This window comes from Gemmatimonadota bacterium, assembly GCA_021295815.1.
In the GTDB taxonomy this organism is placed as follows: domain Bacteria; phylum Gemmatimonadota; class Gemmatimonadetes; order Longimicrobiales; family Gaopeijiaceae; genus JAGWBQ01.
This window is the reverse complement of sequence record JAGWBQ010000009.1, coordinates 38,249-57,133: the sequence shown is the minus strand read 5'-3', so window position 1 is coordinate 57,133 and position 18,885 is coordinate 38,249. Positions and strand designations below refer to the sequence as shown.

General features: G+C 67.0%; 16 protein-coding genes. 14 read left to right on the top strand and 2 right to left on the bottom strand.

What is annotated here, in order from left to right:
• Positions 1–178: 178 nt before the first annotated feature.
• The 7 genes from J4G12_05445 to J4G12_05415 all read left to right on the top strand — a co-directional run bounded on the left by J4G12_05445 (position 179) and on the right by J4G12_05415 (position 7,684).
• A complete protein-coding gene (locus J4G12_05445; GenBank protein MCE2455249.1) occupies positions 179–1,555 on the top strand; it encodes a histidine--tRNA ligase in 1,377 nt (458 codons plus the stop codon).
• A 164-nt stretch (positions 1,556–1,719) separates the two neighbouring features.
• Positions 1,720–3,177 carry a proline--tRNA ligase gene (gene proS, locus J4G12_05440; protein MCE2455248.1) on the top strand — a complete coding sequence of 486 codons (1,458 nt, stop codon included), beginning with the start codon at positions 1,720–1,722 and terminating at the stop codon, positions 3,175–3,177.
• A gap of 25 nt (positions 3,178–3,202) precedes the next feature.
• Entirely contained in the window at positions 3,203–4,516 is a 1,314-nt protein-coding gene (gene lysA, locus J4G12_05435; GenBank protein MCE2455247.1) for a diaminopimelate decarboxylase, read from the top strand.
• Positions 4,517–4,529: 13 nt separating this feature from the next.
• Positions 4,530–4,982, top strand: a complete 453-nt coding sequence (dtd, locus tag J4G12_05430) for a D-tyrosyl-tRNA(Tyr) deacylase (protein MCE2455246.1) — start codon at positions 4,530–4,532, stop codon at positions 4,980–4,982.
• 31 nt (positions 4,983–5,013) lie between these two features.
• Positions 5,014–5,688 carry a septum formation protein Maf gene (maf, locus tag J4G12_05425; GenBank protein MCE2455245.1) on the top strand — a complete coding sequence of 225 codons (675 nt, stop codon included), beginning with the start codon at positions 5,014–5,016 and terminating at the stop codon, positions 5,686–5,688.
• Entirely contained in the window at positions 5,685–7,202 is a 1,518-nt protein-coding gene (gene glpK, locus J4G12_05420; protein ID MCE2455244.1) for a glycerol kinase GlpK, read from the top strand. The genes maf and glpK overlap by 4 nt, the downstream gene beginning before the upstream one ends.
• The gene (locus J4G12_05415) at positions 7,199–7,684 is read left to right on the top strand and encodes a TIGR00725 family protein (GenBank protein MCE2455243.1); all 486 of its coding nucleotides are present in this window, start codon (positions 7,199–7,201) and stop codon (positions 7,682–7,684) included. The genes glpK and J4G12_05415 overlap by 4 nt, the downstream gene beginning before the upstream one ends.
• Here J4G12_05415 and J4G12_05410 read toward each other — a convergent pair.
• Both J4G12_05410 and J4G12_05405 read right to left on the bottom strand, forming a co-directional pair.
• Complete coding sequence (locus tag J4G12_05410) at positions 7,681–8,712, bottom strand: hypothetical protein (protein MCE2455242.1); 1,032 nt, start codon at positions 8,710–8,712, stop codon at positions 7,681–7,683. The genes J4G12_05415 and J4G12_05410 overlap by 4 nt on opposite strands.
• 89 nt (positions 8,713–8,801) lie before the next feature.
• Entirely contained in the window at positions 8,802–11,120 is a 2,319-nt protein-coding gene (locus J4G12_05405; GenBank protein ID MCE2455241.1) for a TonB-dependent receptor, read from the bottom strand.
• A gap of 90 nt (positions 11,121–11,210) precedes the next feature.
• On the opposite strand from J4G12_05405, the gene J4G12_05400 reads away from it, so the two are divergent.
• From J4G12_05400 to J4G12_05370, 7 genes are all read left to right on the top strand, one after another.
• A complete protein-coding gene (locus J4G12_05400; GenBank protein MCE2455240.1) occupies positions 11,211–11,378 on the top strand; it encodes a hypothetical protein in 168 nt (55 codons plus the stop codon).
• Between the two features lie 35 nt (positions 11,379–11,413).
• A complete protein-coding gene (locus tag J4G12_05395) occupies positions 11,414–11,863 on the top strand; it encodes a cytochrome c maturation protein CcmE (GenBank protein ID MCE2455239.1) in 450 nt (149 codons plus the stop codon).
• Positions 11,860–13,881 (top strand): heme lyase CcmF/NrfE family subunit, encoded by a 2,022-nt coding sequence (locus J4G12_05390; GenBank protein MCE2455238.1) that lies wholly within the window; start codon positions 11,860–11,862, stop codon positions 13,879–13,881. The genes J4G12_05395 and J4G12_05390 overlap by 4 nt, the downstream gene beginning before the upstream one ends.
• Positions 13,878–14,279, top strand: a complete 402-nt coding sequence (locus J4G12_05385) for a hypothetical protein (GenBank protein ID MCE2455237.1) — start codon at positions 13,878–13,880, stop codon at positions 14,277–14,279. The genes J4G12_05390 and J4G12_05385 overlap by 4 nt, the downstream gene beginning before the upstream one ends.
• The gene (gene ccmA, locus J4G12_05380; GenBank protein MCE2455236.1) at positions 14,276–15,004 is read left to right on the top strand and encodes a heme ABC exporter ATP-binding protein CcmA; all 729 of its coding nucleotides are present in this window, start codon (positions 14,276–14,278) and stop codon (positions 15,002–15,004) included. Before J4G12_05385 ends, ccmA begins: the two co-directional genes overlap by 4 nt.
• Before the next feature lie 203 nt (positions 15,005–15,207).
• A complete protein-coding gene (locus J4G12_05375) occupies positions 15,208–15,990 on the top strand; it encodes a hypothetical protein (protein ID MCE2455235.1) in 783 nt (260 codons plus the stop codon).
• A gap of 31 nt (positions 15,991–16,021) precedes the next feature.
• On the top strand, positions 16,022–18,847 hold the full coding sequence (locus J4G12_05370; protein ID MCE2455234.1) for a valine--tRNA ligase: 2,826 nt from the start codon (positions 16,022–16,024) through the stop codon (positions 18,845–18,847).
• Positions 18,848–18,885 lie beyond the last annotated feature (38 nt).

Here is an 18,885-nt window from a genome sequence, read left to right as displayed (position 1 = left end):
GACGCCGTTCTCGTCGAGCGTTGGCTCCACCAGGATCGCCAGAGTGGAGCCGACGATGTCGAAGCTTTCGGATGCGACCGTCGTCGCTCACCGAACCCGCCCGCCCGGTAGCGGGTAGGGCTCGCGGAACCCGTCCGCCCCAGCTCGCGAGAGCCCGCACCGCCTCCCCATTTCTCGCATGGCCCGTCAAGCATTCCCCCGCCTCAAGGGATTCCGGGATTTCCCGCCCGATGCGCTCGCTCGCAGAGAGAAGATCTTTTCGGCCTGGCGAGCGGTCGCGGGTCGCTACGCGCTCTCCGAGTACGACGGCCCCCCACTCGAGTCGCTCGACCTCTACGTGGAGAAGAGCGGTCCCGAGATCGTAAGCCAGCTCTACACCTTCAAGGACAAGGGCGGACGCGACGTCACGCTCAGACCGGAGATGACCCCCTCGCTCGCTCGCATCCTGGCGGAGCGATCGCGGGCCCTGCCCAAACCCATCCGCTGGTTCTCCATTCCGCAACTCTTCCGCTACGAACGCCAGCAACGGGGCCGGCTGCGCGAGCACTACCAATGGAACGTGGACATAGTGGGCGAGCCCGGCGCGGGCGCGGACGCCGAGGTGATCGCGGTCGCCGTCGAGGGGCTGTGCGAGCTGGGTCTGACCGAGGTGGATTTCACGGTCCGGCTCTCGCATCGCCAGCTTCTGACCGCGGTGCTGACTGCGTTCGGGGTCGTGGATGGGGCCCGATGGAAGGCCATGGCCGTGATCGACAAGCTGGCCCGACGGCCCCGCGCGGACTCGCTCCGCGATCTCGTGGAGGAGACCGGTCTCGCACCGGACGAGGCCCGGGAGCTCGTCGAGCTGCTGGGGAGCCCCGACGCCCTCCGTGCGGTCGAAGATTTCTTGGAACGGCACGGAGGGGGCGACGACACCGAGGGTCCGGCGACCGCACTCGCGACCCTGGACGAGTGTCTTGGCCGGCTGCGCTCGCTGGGGCTCGCCCGCTTCGTCACCGTTGACCTGTCCATCGTGCGCGGCCTCGACTACTACACCGGGATCGTCTTCGAGCTCTTCGACGTCAAGGGAGAGCTCCGCGCCATCTGCGGGGGCGGACGTTACGACCGGCTGCTGGAGCTCGTGGGCGGAGAGCCGCTTCCGGCGGTCGGATTCGGTATGGGAGACGTGGTGCTTCGGGAGCTGCTTGCGGACCGCGGACTCGACGGTGGCGGCGAAGCGGGAACCGATTTCGCCCTGATCGTCATCCCCGATTCCGGGAAAGCCGACCGCTGGAGCGCGACTCGTGAAGCGGCCCTTGCCGCCGCTGCCCTTCTGCGTTCACGAGGTTGCAGCGTCTCCTATGCGCTTCGGGATCTGTCGCCCGCCAAGCAAATGAAGGCGGCTCAGCGAGCGGGCGCCCGCATGGCGGTCTCGATCGGCCCGGCCGAGTTGGAAGCGGGCACGGTCAGGCTGCGCGATCTGAGGTCGAGGGAAGAGGCGTCGCTCCCGCTGCTCGAGGTGGCGGAATTCGCGGACGATCCGGAGATTCTGAGTGAGCGCGTTCGCCGGGGCTGAGCGCTCCGCGGACGATCTGGTCCGCAGGCTTCCGAGGGAGCTTCCGTTCGCGGGCCGCCGGACCGGCCGAGGTTACGAATACGGGGTTCGGGGGTAGCCCGCCGTTCACCTTCGCCGAGCCGAACCTTCTTCCGTCTTCCCCACACCAGGATCCACCCAAACTCATGTCCGACGACCGCAAGCTCACGTCCCAGGCCACCGACTTCTCCGCCTGGTACAACGAGGTAGTCCAACGCGCCGAGCTCGCCGACTACTCGCCCGTTCGCGGCAGCATGGTGATCCGCCCGTGGGGATACGCCATCTGGGAGAACATGCAGGCCGGCCTGGATGCGATGTTCAAGGAGACGGGTCACGAAAACGCCTACTTCCCCCTCCTCATCCCACTCAGCTTCATCGAGCGGGAGAAGGAGCACGTGGAGGGATTCGCGCCCGAGCTCGCCATCGTGACGAAGGCTGGCGGCAAGGAGCTAGACGAGCCCTACGTGGTGCGGCCCACCTCCGAAACCATCATCTACGCGATGTACGCCAAGTGGGTGCAGAGCTACCGCGATCTCCCTATCCTTCTCAACCAGTGGTGCAACGTCATGCGCTGGGAGATGCGCACGCGGCTGTTCCTGCGCACGGCCGAGTTCCTCTGGCAGGAGGGCCACACCGCCCACGCCAGCGCCGAAGAGGCCGACAGCGAGGCTCGGCTCATCCTGGGCCTCTACCGGACCTTCATGGAAGAGTGGATGGCCATGCCCCCGATCACGGGGCTCAAGAGCGACTCTGAGAAATTCGCGGGTGCGGTGCGAAGCTATGCCTGCGAGGCGCTCATGGCCGACGCCAAGGCGCTCCAGGCGGGGACTTCGCACTTTCTGGGACAGAACTTCGCTCGCCAGTTCAACCTCAAATTCCAGACCGAGGCGGGCGAGGAGGAATACGCATGGAACACCTCATGGGGCGTCTCCACTCGGCTGATCGGCGGCCTGGTGATGACTCATGGCGACGACTCGGGGCTCGTGCTTCCGCCCAGGCTCTCACCGGTTCAGGTGGTCATCGTTCCCATTCCGAAGGGCAAGCGCTCGTCCCTGGTCATGGAGGGCGCCGAGAGGGCTCTCGCCCGGCTGCGCGCCGAAGGAGTGCGGGCTAAGATCGACGCCCGTGCGCATCTCTCGCCGGGGGCCAAGTACTTCGAATGGGAGAGGAAGGGCGTGCCGTTGAGGATCGAAATCGGACCCAGAGACGTGGAGAAGGGGCAGCTCGCACTCGCGCCCAGGGTAAGGGGTGACGGGCCTAGGAGGGAGTTCGCGCCCGAGGAGGAGTTGCTCGCTCAGGTGCCGGCGCGACTCGACTCCATCCAGGCCGGTCTCCTGAACGCGGCACACGCGCGGCGGGAGGCGGCATCGGTGCGAGGGGTGAATTCGATCAACGAGCTTGCGGAGGCCCTCGACGGTGGCGCGGGTTTCGTGTACACCGGCTGGAGCGGGGATCCCGAGGTCGAGCGGGAGGTCAAGGATCGGACCATGGCCACCATCCGGGCCATCCCGGATCCCGATTTCGCTTCCTCCGAAACCCCCTCGAAGTGCGTTTCCCAGAAGAGCGAAGCGGCCCACGAGGTGGCGTGGGCGAGGGCTTACTGACGACCGGGCGGCCTGTGGACACGGATTGGGGCCTGCGGGAAGCAAGAGCGTGCTGAGCATCGGCGGAGTTGGCGCGCCCGAGCTCGCGGAGCGGTACGGCACGCCTCTGTACGTCTACGACGTAGCCCTCGTCGAGGAGCTGGCTCGCGGATTTCTGGAGGCGTTCGCCGCCGAGGGTACCCTGCTCGCCTACTCGGTGAAGGCCAATGGTAATCTCACGATACTGCACAGGTTGGCCGCGCTCGGATGCGGTGCCGACGTGACCAGTGCGGGCGAACTGCACAGGGCGCTCAAGGCCGGCGTCGAACCGAGCAGGATCGTCTTCGCCGGGGTAGGCAAGAGCGAGGCCGAGATCCGTGCGGGGCTCGCGACCGGGATTTGCGCGTTCAACGTCGAGAGCGCTTCCGAACTCCGCCGGATCGAGCGCGTGGCCCGAACGGAGGGAGTGCGCGCCCGTGTCGGCGTGAGGGTGAATCCGGATGTCGATGCGGCGACTCCCCACGAGTTCACGCGCACGGGCCGGGCGGCGGACAAGTTCGGAGTTCCCTGGCGGGAAGTGGTAGGGCTCTTCGAGTGGGCGGCGGAACGGGATGCGCTGGCTCCCCGAGGATTGGCGATGCACATCGGCTCTCAGATCGTCGAGACCGCGCCGTACGCCGAGGCGCTGGAGCGGGTGGCCGGGCTTGCGGAGCAACTCATGGCGGCGGGCTTTCCCCTGGAGTATCTCGACATCGGCGGCGGATTCGGAATCGGCTACGACGGTGGGGAACGGCTCGATTTCCGCGCGCTCGCCGAAGAGGTCGTGCCTCGGGTGGTCGGACTCGGTCTCCGCCTTATCCTGGAGCCGGGACGGGCGATCGTCGGCGAGGCGGGTGTGCTGCTCACGCGAGTCGAGTATGTGAAGCGTACCGCCGGCAAGACCTTCGTGATCGTGGACGGCGGGATGAGCGAGCTGCTCCGACCTAGCCACTACGGGGGCTTCCATGCGATCGAAATCGCAGGCGACGCCGAAGCCGTGAACGGCGTCGGCACGGGTGGGAAGGCGAGGAACGAGTCCGCGCCGGACCCGGGGGGCCGGAGCCGCGAAGCCGTCGACGTGGTCGGTCCGGTGTGCGAGAGCGGCGACTTTCTGGCTCGGGACCGAAGGCTCCCCCGGCTGCCTGCGGAAGGCGAACTGCTTGCGGTGCGTACCGCCGGTGCCTACGGGTTCACCATGGCCTCCAACTACAACGGAAGACCCAGGCCGGCCGAAGTCATGGTCGAGCGCGGCGCCGCGAGGATCGTCCGCCGGCGTGAGACGCTCGACGACCTGATTCGAGGGGAGGAGCTTCCGACATGAGCCCGATTCAACCGTGAGGGTCCTCCTTCAGCGGGTGGATTCCGCCTCCGTCACCGTGAACGGGAAGGTCGTGGGAGCCGTCGGTCCGGGACTCCTGCTTTTAGTCGGTTTCGGAGGCGCGGGCGGTGGCAAGGACCCCCAGGTCGACTTGGAATGGATGGCCGACAAGGTGGTCGGCCTGCGGGTCTTCCCCGACGAGCGCGGAAGGATGAACCGGTCGTTGAACGAGGTGGGGGGCGGACTGCTGGTGGTCAGCCAGTTCACCCTTTACGGCGACGTCGCCAAGGGCAGGCGGCCCAGCTTCGTCAAGGCGCTTGCGCCCACGAAGGCCGAGGCGCTCTACGAGGATTTCGTCGAGGCTTTGCGCGAGCGGGCGGGCGGGCGCGTTGAGACCGGGCGTTTCGGCGCATATATGCTGGTGGAGTCGGTGAACGCGGGTCCGGTCACGCTCTGGCTCGAACGATGAGAAGCTGGGGCGCAACGGGGGCCCGGATCCGATGAGCGGGGAGGACGCCGGTCCGCGTATCGTGCTTGCGTCGGCGTCGCCGCGCCGTGCCGACATCCTCAGCCAGCTCGGGGTCGCCTTCGAGGTTCGCCCGGCCGGGGTGGACGAGTCGATCAAGGATGGAGAGGAGCCAGGTCGGTACGTTGAGCGTCTCGCCCGGGCCAAGGCGAGCTTCGTGGCGGGGTGCGAGTCGACCTCAGCGGGCGAAACGGGTGCAAAGGGTCGCCCCCTGCTCGTGATCGGCGGAGACACCGCGGTGGTCCACTGCGGTCGCATCCTGGGCAAGCCGGCGAGCTCGGAGGAAGCCGTGGACATGCTGAGCGCTTTGGCCGGCGGGAGCCACGAGGTGCTTACTGCGGTTGCGGTCTTCGAAGCCGACGGCGACAGGCTCCTTGCGGCGTCGACGACGGTGAGCTCGGTGGTCAGATTCAGAGCCTTCGACCGGAGGTTCGCCCGCGAATACGTCGCCACCCGGGAGCCGATGGACAAGGCCGGAGCCTACGGCGTGCAGAAATTGGGGGCGGCGGTGGTGGAGCGTATCGAGGGCGACTTCTACTCGGTCATGGGTCTTCCGGTCGCCGCCTTGCTCTCGCTCCTGGAGAGGTTGGGGTGGCGCTACGACTTCACGGCGCTGGTACGTGCGCAGGCCCGGCGGTCGGAACGATGAGAGCTCCTGCGGTTCTTGCCATCGACGAGGGAACGACCGGGGTCACATGTCTGGTGGTCGAGCGGAGCGGGCGAGTGGCGGGCCGGGCCTACTCCGAATTCACCCAGAGCTTTCCACGGCCGGGCTGGGTCGAGCACGATCCCGAGGAGATCTGGCTGACCGCTCTGCGGACGGCGCGCGAGGCCCTCGCCGCCGCGAGAGATGTGGAGGTGCGCTCGGTGGGGATAACCAATCAGCGGGAAACGGTGGCGCTTTGGGAGCGCGAGAGTCTGAAGCCGGTCGCGCCCGCCGTCGTCTGGCAGGATCGACGCACTGCGGACGTCTGCGCAAGGCTCCGGGCCGAGGGATGCGAAGAGGCCGTTCGGGAGCGGACCGGCCTTCTTCTCGATCCGTACTTTTCGGCGACCAAGATCGCCTGGTTGCTGAACTCCGGAGACGGGCGTCTGCGCCGCCGGGCCGAGTCCGGGGATCTTGCCGCCGGAACCATGGACACGTGGCTGATCGCGCGCCTGACCGATGGAGAGGTCCACGCGACCGATCCCACCAACGCCTCGCGCACCATGCTCTACGGGCTGACGGACCGCGATTGGGATCCGTGTCTGGCCGATCTGCTCGCGGTGCCGCTGGAGCTGTTGCCGGAGATCAGGCCGAGCGCAGGGTCGGATCCGGCTTTCGGCACGACCGCCGCCCGCCACCTCGGTGCCTCTCTGCCCATCGGCGGCGTAGCCGGAGACCAGCAGGCGGCTTTGTTCGGCCAGGGCTGCACCCGTGCGGGGCTGGCCAAGAACACCTACGGGACCGGCGCCTTCCTCCTCCTTCATACCGGGAGGACGGTCCCCAAACCGCCCCCCGGGCTGCTGGCGACGGCGGCTTGCGGTCCGAGAGGCGAGAAAGCCTACGCGCTGGAAGGGTCCGTTCTCGTGGCGGGAGCTGCCGTTCAGTGGCTCCGAGACGCCTTGGGCCTCATCGATTCCGCCGGCGACACCGAGGCCATGGCGAGCGCATTGCCCGACAACGGCGGGGTCCGCTTCGTGCCCGCGTTCACCGGCCTGGGGGCGCCGCACTGGGAACCCGACGCGCGCGGAACCATCCTCGGGCTGAGCCGGGGGACCAAACCGGCGCACCTCGCCCGGGCCGCCTTGGAGGCGATGGCGCACGGCAGCGCGGACGTCCTGGACGCGATGACCGCCGGAGGCGAGATTCAGCTCGACGAGCTGCGAGTGGACGGCGGTGCTGCGGTGAACTCCTGGCTCATGCAGTTTCAGGCCGACCTGCTGGCCGTCCCGGTCAGGCGCCCCGCCAACGTGGAGAGTACCGCGCTCGGCGCGGCCGGGCTGGCCGGGGTCTCGGCCGGACTGTGGAGCGACTCCACCGACTTCGTCAACGCCGTCGAATCCGCTTCCGCCGGAACCGACCTCTTCCGGCCGACCGCTGCTGCGGCCTCACGGGAATCTGAACGGCGAGAGTGGCGGCGGGCCGTCAATGCCGCTCTGACCTGGGCCCGAGACGGATGAGAAAGCTGCCGAAACGACCCATTCGCGTCGCGGTGATCGGTGCCGGCGACGCCACCGAGCTCGAGTACGAGACGGCCCGAACGCTCGGGCGCGAGCTGGCTCTTGCGGGAGCCGTCGTGGTGTGCGGGGGGCGGGGAGGAGTCATGGAGGGCGCAGCCCGGGGGGCCGCCGATGCGGGCGGCGCCTCGGTGGGGATCCTTCCGGGAGAAGAGACCGCAGCGGCCAATCCGTGGATAACTATCCCACTTGCCAGCGGTCTCGGCCACGCTCGCAACGCCCTCGTCGCCGGAGCGGGCCATGTGGTCCTCGCGGTCGGCGGCTCTTGGGGCACCCTCTCCGAGATCGCCCTGGCCCGGGCTCGCGGAATCGAGGTCGGAACTTTGCTCGAACCGCCCACACACCTGGGGCTGCCGAACTTCTCGGAGCCGGCGGAGGCTGCGGCCTGGGCGGTGGAGTGCGCGAGAGAGGCGGGCAGACCCTAACCCGAGCAACTCGGAATTCCGCCGCTCGCTTCTCCGGCCACGATCCGGAAGCTGTGGGTCACCGAGGAGCCGAAGACCCCGGTGCCGTCGCCCCCGACGCTGGGACGGCGTATGAGCCCGGACGGGTTGAATCCTCCTCGCCTGGCCCAATTGACGTAGTTGAGATCCACGGAGGTGATGGTGACGACCGCCTCGGTGTCCGGAGGCAGGCCGCCGGTCAGCGCCCGCGAAATCTGAACCGGAAGATCGAAGCGGGAAAAAGCCCCGTACTCGTCGGGAAAGAGAACTGCGGTGTCGGCTTCGCTGGCGGTCACGCCGATGAGTTCGACGGCGTCGTCGGCGCGGAATCCGTCGAAGTCGATCGCGTCGCCTACTCCGTAGACGAGGGACTCGTTGACGTAGGCGCGGGCGCCCCCTGACTTCGTCCACACCGTCTCAAGAACGGTACGGGGCTCCAACAGACACGCCGGTGAAGAGGGTATCAGAATCCGGAAATCCTCCGGGATGGTGGTCAGACCCGCAAGTCCGCCGCCGTCCGGAAGAGCGATGTCGAGAGTTACCGCAGCGCCCGGCAAGAACGTCCCCGCACCTGTCTCCAGATAGTAGCAGGTACCGAACTCGGGTTCTCCGACCACTTCCTCGTTCCCTTCGCCGGTCCTGGTGCTCGGGCTGTAGCAGGCGGCTGCCTCTCGTTCCTCCAGCGTGAAGCGCTCCCCGTCTTCGAGCGTGAGCACGACCGCGGCGCCTGGGACCGGACGCGAGAGCGAGCCGACCACCGTGCGGTGCAGGAAGGCGTAGGCCATGGTTCTGCCCGCTTTCGGCTGCCCGACGTGGACGTAGACCTCGGCGATGATCACGTCTTCGAGCACCGCCGTGGCGGTCTCGACGAGTTCGCAGCCCTGGATGAGCAGAGCAAGACCGAGAACAGCCGCCCCCAGCCGTCGGCCGCCCCTGGCAGCGAGTGGACAGGGCCTCCCATGGCGGCGCGCCGCGTCATCCGCGCTGGACGCTGCGCTCGGTGTTGCCAATCGTCCTTCATCGTGCCTTGCCGTCGCGGCGCTTAGCCGCTCGTGCGAATTTCGCCACGCGCTGCCAGTGTTCGTACGGGGTGCGGGAGTCATCGGAAGTGGATCTCCAGCCCTGCCGTGGGCAGAATGGGGAACATGGAGAAGCCGCTCCTCTGCGGGGGGTCCTCCTCGAAGTCGTAGAGGTAGAAGAGAACGTTGCGGCGGTCGTAGAGGTTGACCAGGCTGAGGTAGGGCGTCAGCCGTCCCCAGGTCGGGTTGAAGTCTCTCCGCACGCTGAGGTCGAGCCGATGGTAGGCCGGGTAGCGCGCGCCGTTGCGATCGCCCAGTTGAACGGCGTAGGGCGGGTCCTCCCAGGCGAGAAGTCCGCCCAGACGAACGTGGGAGGGGCCTAGATACCGGAAGCTGCCGGACGGACGCGTGTAAGGGAGGCCGGTGCCGTATTTCCAGCGGAATCCGGAATCGAGCCCCAATCCCAGATCGTACTGCAGGACTAGATCCACTTCGACCCGCCGGTCGAAAATGGGCGGGTAGGTCACCTCGGGAGGATCGGGAAGGGGCGACACCCAGTCGGGCAGAACGCGTTCGGCCTTGAGCAGCGAGACGGTCAGCCATCCGGTAAGGTTGCCCGCCTCTCTCCTCAGCAGGAAGTCGGCTCCGTAGGAGAGTCCGCGTCCGGGCACGGCGTCGTCGAGGGGGTCGTTGGTGTCTTCGGAGTAGTTGACCGCGACCACGCCGTCGAAGGTGCGCAGAAAGGCCTCCGCCGACCAGTACCAGTCGTCTCCGACGTATCCTTCCGCTCCCAGCTGCACCTGGTCCGAGACGACATGGGGGACTCCCGGACCCGTCACCAGCCAGGTATCCAGGGCGATCGGCAGCTCCTCGTCTCGGAGCGAGTGGACGAACTGGGCGTATCGTCCCACGGCTGCCTTGACGGCCACGTCCCTACCGAAAAAGGTCTTGACGGCGAGTCTGGGAGCGGGAACGACCACGGCCTCTCCCTCCGAAGGCATCCAGGTGTCGAGGCGCGCACCGGCCTCCACCACGAGTCGCCCGGGCGAGAACCATCTGAACTGACCGTAGGTTCCCATCATGGCGCCGTCGCCCCTGCCGTTCCCGAAGCCGCCGAAGTCGCTCCCGCCGAAGAGCAGGAGGTTCTCGTAGTCGAGCCGTTCGAGAGATGCGCCCAGATCGAATCCCAGCCCGGGAGTGGGTCGTTCGGCGAAATCGACCCGGGCCTGCAACTGCGAGATGCGGGAATTGAACCTGGTGCCCGCGAAGTCGATAAACTCCAGCGAGCCACCATAGGTGCTCCAATTGGCCAGCACGTCGAGCGATCCTCCTCCCGCCCGCGGGTGCGTCCAGCGCAGGCCCAAGGCATCGTTGCCCCATTTCCAAGCGACCCTGACGTCGTCGGATTCGAGTTCGCTCAGGTCGATGTCGTCGCCGCCGGTGTAGGCGGTCAGGGTAATGCGGTCCCCGCCGGCGGTCCAATTTTCCCCGATGAGCTGGTAGTCGGTCAGATTGTAAGGGGCGGATGTGAAAAGGTCGAAGTAGGAACGCCTTCCCGACACCCTCCACCGGGATTCGGTCAGCCCGAGAGCATTGGAGATCCGCTTGGGGGCGCGGGCGCCGACCGCGACGCGGGTGGCGAGGGCGGAAATCCCGGCGTCCACCGAGAAATCGCCGTCACCCGGATCGGTCTCGATCTCGAGCACCGACGACACCCTGCCTCCGTGCTTGGACTGGAATCCGCCGGAGCGCAGCTCGGCCCGCTGGACCATGTCGGCGTTGAACACCGAAAAGAAGCCGCCGAGATGGAAGGGGCTGAAGAGCGGAGTGCCGTCCAGGAGGATCAGGTTCTGATCCGCCGATCCTCCGCGGACGTTGTAGGAGGAGGAGAGGTCGGAGGTCGAGATGACTCCGGGCAGGACCTCTATCGCGCGAAGAGGGTCGGACTCGATGATGGTGGGAACCATCTTGATTTCCTCGGCGGAGATCTCGCGCTCGGTGACCCCGGGCATTTCCTCGAATCTGACCCGGGCGCGGGCCCGATCCGCCTCCACGGACAGACCCTCGAGCAGGATCGGCTGCACCTCGATGGTGAGTTCAACAGGCGGCGCCGGACCCGCCGACACGGTGATCTCGCGGGAGAGGATCGCGTATCCGAGCGCGCGCACCTCGATCCGGTAGACGCCCGGAGCGAGCGAACCGATGCGGAATGCGCCGAGACGGTCGGTGTCGGTGCCGCGGATGACGACGCTGTCCTCGAGCACCAGCACGCTCGCGGCGAAGACGGCGGCGCCGTCCTGATCCCGGACCCGGCCCTGCACCTCGCCGTCCTGGGCGGCGACGGCCGAAGAGGAGAGAGCGAGGGCGAAGAGAGGGAGGGCCAACGGAGGTAAACGCATCGCGGTAAGATAGCGGACAGGCGGAGAGGGGGTGCGCCGATCTCCAGTTCGCGGTCGGCGAGAGCGGCGACTCGATCCGACGGGGACGTCATGCGAGGTTCCGCGGACCGGCGTTATGACGAACGCGGTGCGCACGTCTACACACCCGACCTGTTCTTCGTCCGCCAAGGCAGTGGAACACCGCTGATCGAGATCTTTCGGTCCGGCGCGGCATGCGCGGAGCGGGTTGCCGCCGATCCCCTGATCCGGTTACTTTAGGACCGCACTCTCAACCTAACCGCAGGACACGCCGGATGGCCAACAAGCGCTTCTTGATCGCCCTGGTCGGGGTCGGGGCCGTAGTCGTCTACCTGGGCTGGACCGGTATCAGCGACACGATGGTCTATTACATGACCCCCGTCGAGCTCGCCGAGCGGATCGCCGACGATCCGTCCTTCCGAGGGTCTGCGGTCAAGGTGGGCGGCAAGGTCGTTCCGGGCAGCTACCGGAGAGCCGAGGGCGAACTCCTCCACCAGTTCCTGGTGGCCGACCTCGCCGACCCGAGCGCGACCTTCGAGGTGGAGTACCGAGACGCCGTGCCCGACACCTTCTCCGACGAGGCGGAGGTGGTGGTCGAGGGATACCTGCGCGACGACGGCACCTTCGAGGCGGGCACCCTGCTAACCAAGTGCGGCAGCCGCTTCGAGGCGGCGCCCGAGGAACTGATGGGAACGGAGGCCAAGCGGGAGGCGAACTACCAGTGACGCTCCTGGGCGAGCTCGCCCTGTGGGCCGCCCTCCCCATCGCCGCCTATGGGGCGGTCGTCGGCTTTCTCGGTGCGCGGCGTTCGGAAGGCGACCTGGTTCTCAGCGCCGAGAACACCGTCCACGTTCTCTTCCTGCTGATCGCGCTGGCTTCGGCCGGCATAGTCGCGGCCTTTCTGGGAGACCGATTCGAGTACTGGTACGTCTCCAACTACTCGAACGCCTCCCTGGACATCTTCTACAAGGCCACCGGTCTCTGGGCCGGCCAGCGCGGTTCTCTCCTCTTCTGGGCGCTCCTGCTCACCGCGTTCTCGTCGCTCTGCATCTTCCTCAACCGGAAGCGCAACCGCGAGTTCATGCCCTATGTGGCGGCCACTCTGAGTTCCGTAATCCTCTTCTTCGTAGTCGTGCTGCTCTTCGCCGACGTCAACCCGTTCGAGAAACTGCCTTTCGCGCCGGCCGACGGCAGGGGGCTGAATCCGCAGCTTCAGAATTACTGGATGACCATTCATCCGCCCATGCTGTATATCGGGTTCACCTCGTTCACGATACCGTTCGCATTCGGCATGGCCGCCCTGCTCGGCGGCCATCTCGACTCGCGCTGGATCCGGCTCACGCGCCGCTGGATCCTGGTATCGTGGCTCTTCCTCTCGGTCGGGATCATCATGGGTATGCGCTGGGCCTACGAGGAGCTGGGCTGGGGCGGCTACTGGTTCTGGGATCCGGTCGAGAACGCCTCGCTGCTTCCCTGGCTTACCGCTACGGCGTTTCTCCATTCGATTCAGATTCAGGAGCGGCGGGGCATGTTGAAGCTGTGGAACATGTCTCTCCTTCTCGTCACGTTCCTCCTCACCATCTTCGCGACCTTCCTCACCCGCTCGGGGCTCATCGAGTCCGTGCACGCCTTCGCGCAGGAGCTACGCATCGCGTATATCTTCCTCGGCTTCATGCTCCTTGTGCTCGCGGTCTGCGCCGCGCTCATCGTGTGGCGCCGCGGAGAGCTTAGAAGCGAGAACGAGGTGGGCTCCTTCCTCTCGCGCGAGTCCGCCTTTCTCTTCAACAACCTCATCCTGTTGGGGGCCGCGTTCGCGGTGATGTGGGGGACCATGTTTCCGCTCGTGTCGGAGGGGATCACCGGTGACGCGGTAAGCGTGGGACCGCCCTTCTTCAACCGGGTGAACGTCCCCATAGGGATAATTCTGCTCGCGCTGGCCGGGATCGGGCCGGTCATAGCCTGGAGACGGGCGAGCAAGCGCAACCTGCAACGCAACTTCACCCTGCCGCTGGGGATCGGCCTAGCCGTCGCTCTCGTCCTCTGGATACTGGGCGCGCGGCACGAACTTGCGCTGGTAACCTGGTCGGTGTGCGCCTTCGTTCTGGTCGTCATCGCGCGGGAGTTCTGGAAGGGAACCCGGGCCCGGGCCAAGATCGGGGGCAAGGGCCATTTCAAGGCCTTTTACGAACTGGTCACGCGAGATCGCAGACGCTGGGGGGGCTACATAGTCCATGTGGGCGTGGTGCTCATCTACTTCGCTCTCGCCGGCGCCGCGTACAACGTGGAGCAAAGGGCTCACGTGCTCCCCGGCGACGAGGTGGAGGTCTCATCACCGTTCGGCGACACCTACAGGCTCACCTACGAAGGCCTCTCCTACGCGGACGGCCGAGGGGATCGCAACCTGCGATCGCAGTGGACGGCGACCCTGTCGGTCGAGGTCGACGGGAAGCCCGGAGGAGTCCTCACCAGCGAGAAGCGACTGTACGTGACGGCCGAGCAGCCCACCACCGAGGTGGGGATTCGCTCCACGGTCCGAGAAGACCTCTACCTCATCCTCTCCGCGATCGACGATCCGGCAGGACCGTTGAGCGACGAGCCGGAGGGGCAGGGCGCCGACATCCAGATTCTGGTAAAGCCCCTGGTCGGATGGATTTGGTGGGGCGGCGTCGTGCTCGCGCTCGGCGCGGTCATCGCGCTCTGGCCGAGCGTGCACTTCCAAAGAGCGGCGCACGAACCTTCTTGACTCTCTTCTACCTCGGTGCCTTTCTCATCGCCAGCGTGGTGATCTGGGCGATCGTCAGTCCCCTGGTCACCGGGAAAGAGGCGCCGACGGGTCGCGGGAAGGACGAGCCTTCCGAGGCGGAGGCGAAGAAGCGCGTGGCCCTGCTGGCTCTCCGGGACGTCGAACAGGACCGCTTCACAGGCAAACTCGACGACGCTGACTACGGAGAGCTTCGCGGGGAGCTGGTGGCGGAGGCTCTCCAGGCGATAGACGATGCCGAAGGCGAACCTGAGCGGAGATATCGGCGCTCCTCGGTGGCGGACCCCGGGACCTCCCCCAGATTCTGCTCGACCTGCGGGCACCGACTGGAAGTCGACTCTCGCTTCTGCTCGGACTGTGGCGTACGGGTCGCTCGGTGAAAGAACTGCTCCGCGCCGAGGGACTCACCAAGCGCTACGGTCCGATCAAGGCCGTCGACGGCATCGATCTCGATCTCGCGGCCGGAGACGTGCTCGCGATCTTCGGCCCTAACGGCGCAGGCAAGTCCTCGCTGCTGCACATGCTCGCCGGAACCGCGCGTCCCACATCCGGACGCGTGACGCTGGGAGACGGAGCCCGAGCGGACGGCGGCGGGGCCCCAATCGGCAGGGGACTGCTCTCCCATTCGGGATTTCTCTACGGCCAGCTTTCAGCCGAGGAGAACCTGCGTTTCTACGGACGCCTCCACGGACTGAAGCGTACCGAAGCCCGGGTCTCCGAACAGCTCGAACGCGTCGGACTCGCGGGCCGCGCCGGCTCTCGCGTATCCGAGCTCTCGCACGGGATGAAGCGTCGGCTCGCTCTCGCGCGCTGCCTCCTCCACGAACCGGAGATCGTCCTTCTCGACGAACCTTACACCGGTCTCGATCCGAGTGCGGCCCGGCTGCTCAGAGGAATCCTGGACGAGCTCCGTGACGGTCGCCGCAGCATCGTCCTCGTCACCCACAACCTGACTCAGGGCCTGGCGATGGCGACCCGGGTGGCGATCTGCGTTCGCGGTCGTTTCGCGTGGGAGGGCGAACGGGCGGAGCTTCCTTCCGACCCACTTTTGTTCTACCATCACGTGGTGGATGGGGGAGGCGTCTCGAGGGCGTCTCGGGGGTAGGTACGCGCGAGCTGGCGTCCGAGCTGACGGACAGTCCTCCGCGAAGGGCGCTTCCGAGCCTGGCAACTTTCCCACGGATACATGGTATTCCAATGTCGAGCTCTCCCTCCGCACGCCGGAAGCGGATGGCCGCCAAACGTCCGCTTTCGGTCGCCTGATTCGTCAACCTGGAGCATCCGACCACCGGCACGAACCGAGCAGAGATGGAGCCAACCCCGGAAATCCGCCCATCCAAGGACCGCTCGCGTCGTCCGCTATGGGTGGGGCTGGCCATCTCGGTCGCCGTCCATATGCTCGCCTTCCTCATCTTTCCCGACGTAAGGGACGACCTGACCGGCGGCCTCGAGCTGCCGGTGGCCGCACCTCCGGCGACGGGAAGCGAAGCGATGGAGGTGATCGCACTGGCTCCCTTCGAGGAGGTACGGATCGAACGGGACCCCGACGAGCCGGTGGAGACACCAGCTCCGGTCTTCGAACTCCCGAAGCTTGAGGGCGTGCCGGGGGAGGACGTGAGTGTAGTCGAAACCCTCCCGCTCTCCGCCGCCGAACGTCTGCGCACCCGCTTCACCGTTCCCGAACTCTGGACGCATACGGCTTCCGAGGCGCTCGCTCTTCCGGTCGAAGCCCGCGAACGTCTCGTCCTCGGCGCTCGTATAGCCGAGTGGTACGACTCCCTCGCGGCCGACGCCGCCAGGGACGCCGCTCTCACCGACTGGACCTACACGGATTCGGAGGGTAAGCGGTGGGGCGTCGCCGACGGCATCATCTACCTGGGCGATATCGCGGTTCCCGTGCCGTTCGGCTTCGGTGTCAGTAACGCCCGTCGGGAGGAGGTCGCCGAGCGGATGTGGCAGTGGGACGAGCTCATGCGCCAGGGAGTGCGCATGGAGCTGATCGACTCCTGGGAAGATAGACAGGAGGCCATCCGGAGTCGGCGGGACCGCGAGCGAGCGGCTGCGGCCGATACGGGACGCGTAGGACGGTAGCAGCACCCCCGCCAACCGAAGAGGCCAGGCCGTGCCCCCCGACATCCCCGCCCGTCTCGACCCGAAGAGCCTTGAGGCCGCCCGCTACCGGGAATGGCTCGACGGCGGGTATTTCCGTGCGGATCCTCGTCGTGTTCTGGAGGAGGGCGCCGACCCCTACGTAATCGTGATCCCGCCCCCGAACGTGACCGCCGTGCTTCACATGGGTCACGGCCTCAACGCATCGGTTCAGGACGTGCTCGTCCGTTGGATGCGCATGAGCGGGTGCGCGGCTCTCTGGGTTCCGGGGACTGACCACGCCGGCATCGCGACCCAGAACGTGGTCGAACGCCGACTCGCGAGGCGGGGGATCGACCGGCACCGACTGGGCCGGGAGCGCTTCGTGGAGGAGGTTTGGGACTTCGTGCGCGAGACGGGTCCGCGCATCCTCGACCAACTGCGGGCGATCGGCGCCTCGTGCGACTGGGACCGCACCTGCTTCACGCTCGACGACGGTCTTTCCCGTGCGGTGCGGACCGTCTTCGCGCATCTCCACTCGAAGGGGCTCGTCTACCGGGGCGAGTACCTCATCAACTGGTGTTCGCGCTGCCGCACGGCTCTCTCCAACGAGGAGGCCGAGAGCCGAGAGGTGACCGGCATGCTCTGGAACCTGCGCTATCCGCTCGATCCCGGGGTGTCGGAGAGGGCGAGCGCGGCCCACGCGGACGGGGCCGACTCTCTGGGCAGGCTGCCGGACGGACGCTGGTATCTCACCGTGTCCACCACCCGTCCCGAGACCATGCTGGGCGATACCGGCGTCGCCGTGCATCCCGAGGACGAACGCTACTCGGCTCTCGTCGGGACGGAGGTCGAACTCCCCCTGACCGGCCGAAGCATCCCCCTCGTGGCCGACGAACATGTCAACCCGGACTTCGGTTCAGGTATGGTGAAGGTCACGCCGGCCCACGACCCCAACGACTTCGAGATCGCTCGCCGCATAGGGCTGGAATCTCTGAGCGTACTCGACGAAGACGGTCGGGTCTCGGGAGCCGCGCCCTCCCGCTTCCACGCCCTGGCGAGCGGGGAGGCCCGCAAGGCGGTGCTCGATGAACTCGATGCTCTCGGGCTCGTCGGCGGCCGGGAGGAGATCGTCCACGGGGTCCCGCACTGCTACCGCTGCGACACCGTGGTGGAACCGCGCCTCTCCAAGCAATGGTTCGTGCGCATGAAACCCTTGGCCGAACCGGCTCTCCGAGCCTGGCGCGACGGCGAGGTGACCTTCACCCCCGAGCGCTGGGGCAAGGTCTACGAGCACTGGATGGAGAACATCCGCGACTGGTGCATCTCCCGGCAGCTCTGGTGGGGACACCGCATCCCGGTATGGTACTGCGGCTGCGGCGAGGAGATCGTCGCGCTGGAGGATCCCTCGTGCTGCCCCGCCTGCGGCTCCTCCGATATCGAGCAGGATCCGGACGTGCTCGACACCTGGTTCAGCTCGCAGCTCTGGCCCTTCAGCGTCTTCGGCTGGCCGGAGAGGAATCCCGACCTTGAGGCCTTCTACCCAGGTCACACCATGGTCACGGCCCCGGAAATCCTCTTCTTCTGGGTGGCGCGCATGATCATGATGGGGATCGAGTTCGAGGGGGAAGCGCCCTTCAGCCAGGTCTACCTCCACGGCACCGTCCGTGACGCGCTGGGACGCAAGATGTCGAAGTCGCTGGGCAACGGCATCGATCCGCTGGAGGTGGTCGAGAGCCACGGTGCCGACGCCATGCGCTACACGCTCATCTCCCAGTGCGCGGTCGGGACCGACATCAACCTCGACCACACGAACGTGGAGTCGGCCTTCGCGAGCGGTCGCAACTTCGCGAACAAGATCTGGAATGCGGGCCGTTTCGCGATCGGCGCCCTCGGGGACGACCCGATACTCGGACGGGGTCGGGTCGAGACCCATCTCCGCGACGAGGACCGTTGGATACTCTCCCGGACCGGCGCGGCGACCCGTTCCGTCACACGTTCGTTGGAGCGCTTTCGGCTTCACGAGGTTGCGGAAACCCTCTACCGCTTCTTCTGGGGGGAGCTCTGCGACTGGTACCTGGAGCTCGTCAAGGAAAGACTCAAGGGTGAAGCCGGCGCTGATCGTGAGGCCGCCCGCACGACCCTGACGACGGTTCTCGACCTGGGGCTCCGCCTGCTCCACCCCCTCATGCCCTTCGTGACCTCGGAGGTGTGGTCCAGGCTGCCGACCCGGGAGGGGGACGAACGAGCTCCCGACCTCATGGTCGCCGCTTGGCCCGGGGTGGAAGATCTCCGTGAAGATCTCGAGGCGGAAACGCGGGTGGGAACCCTTGTCGAAGTGATCTCCTTCGTGCGTCGGATGCGGCGCGAGTACGGGGCGCCCGCCCACAGCCCCGTCGAAATCCATGTCGGCGGAGCTCCCGAGTGGTTGGGAGAGATGCTCGGTCGCGACCGGCGAAGGCTCTGGAGGCTCGCTCGAATCGAGAAAGTGGCGTTCTCGGAGAAGGCGGTTGGTTCGGTTACCGGGCAGGGCGCTGGGGACGTGCGCGGCTCGACGGACGAGAGGCCGAACGCTCAGGGCGCGCGCGCCGCCGGAGCGCACGCGGTCGTGGGCGGCCTCGATCTCTTCATCCCACTGTCCGGGCTCATCGACATCGAGTCGGAGATCGCACGTCTGACCAGGATGATCGGCGACGTGGAGGGAAGGCTTGCCGGCTCGGGCAGACGGCTGGCGAACCCAGGCTTCGTCTCGAAGGCGCCGGCTGCGGTCGTGGAGAAGGAACGCAGGCGCTTCGAGGAGCTCGGGAAGGAGATCGCGGGGCTGCGCGAGAAGCTCGAAGGGCTGGGGGGCGCGGAATGAGCACGTGTGCAAATCGGCGTTGGCTTTCGGCGGGATCC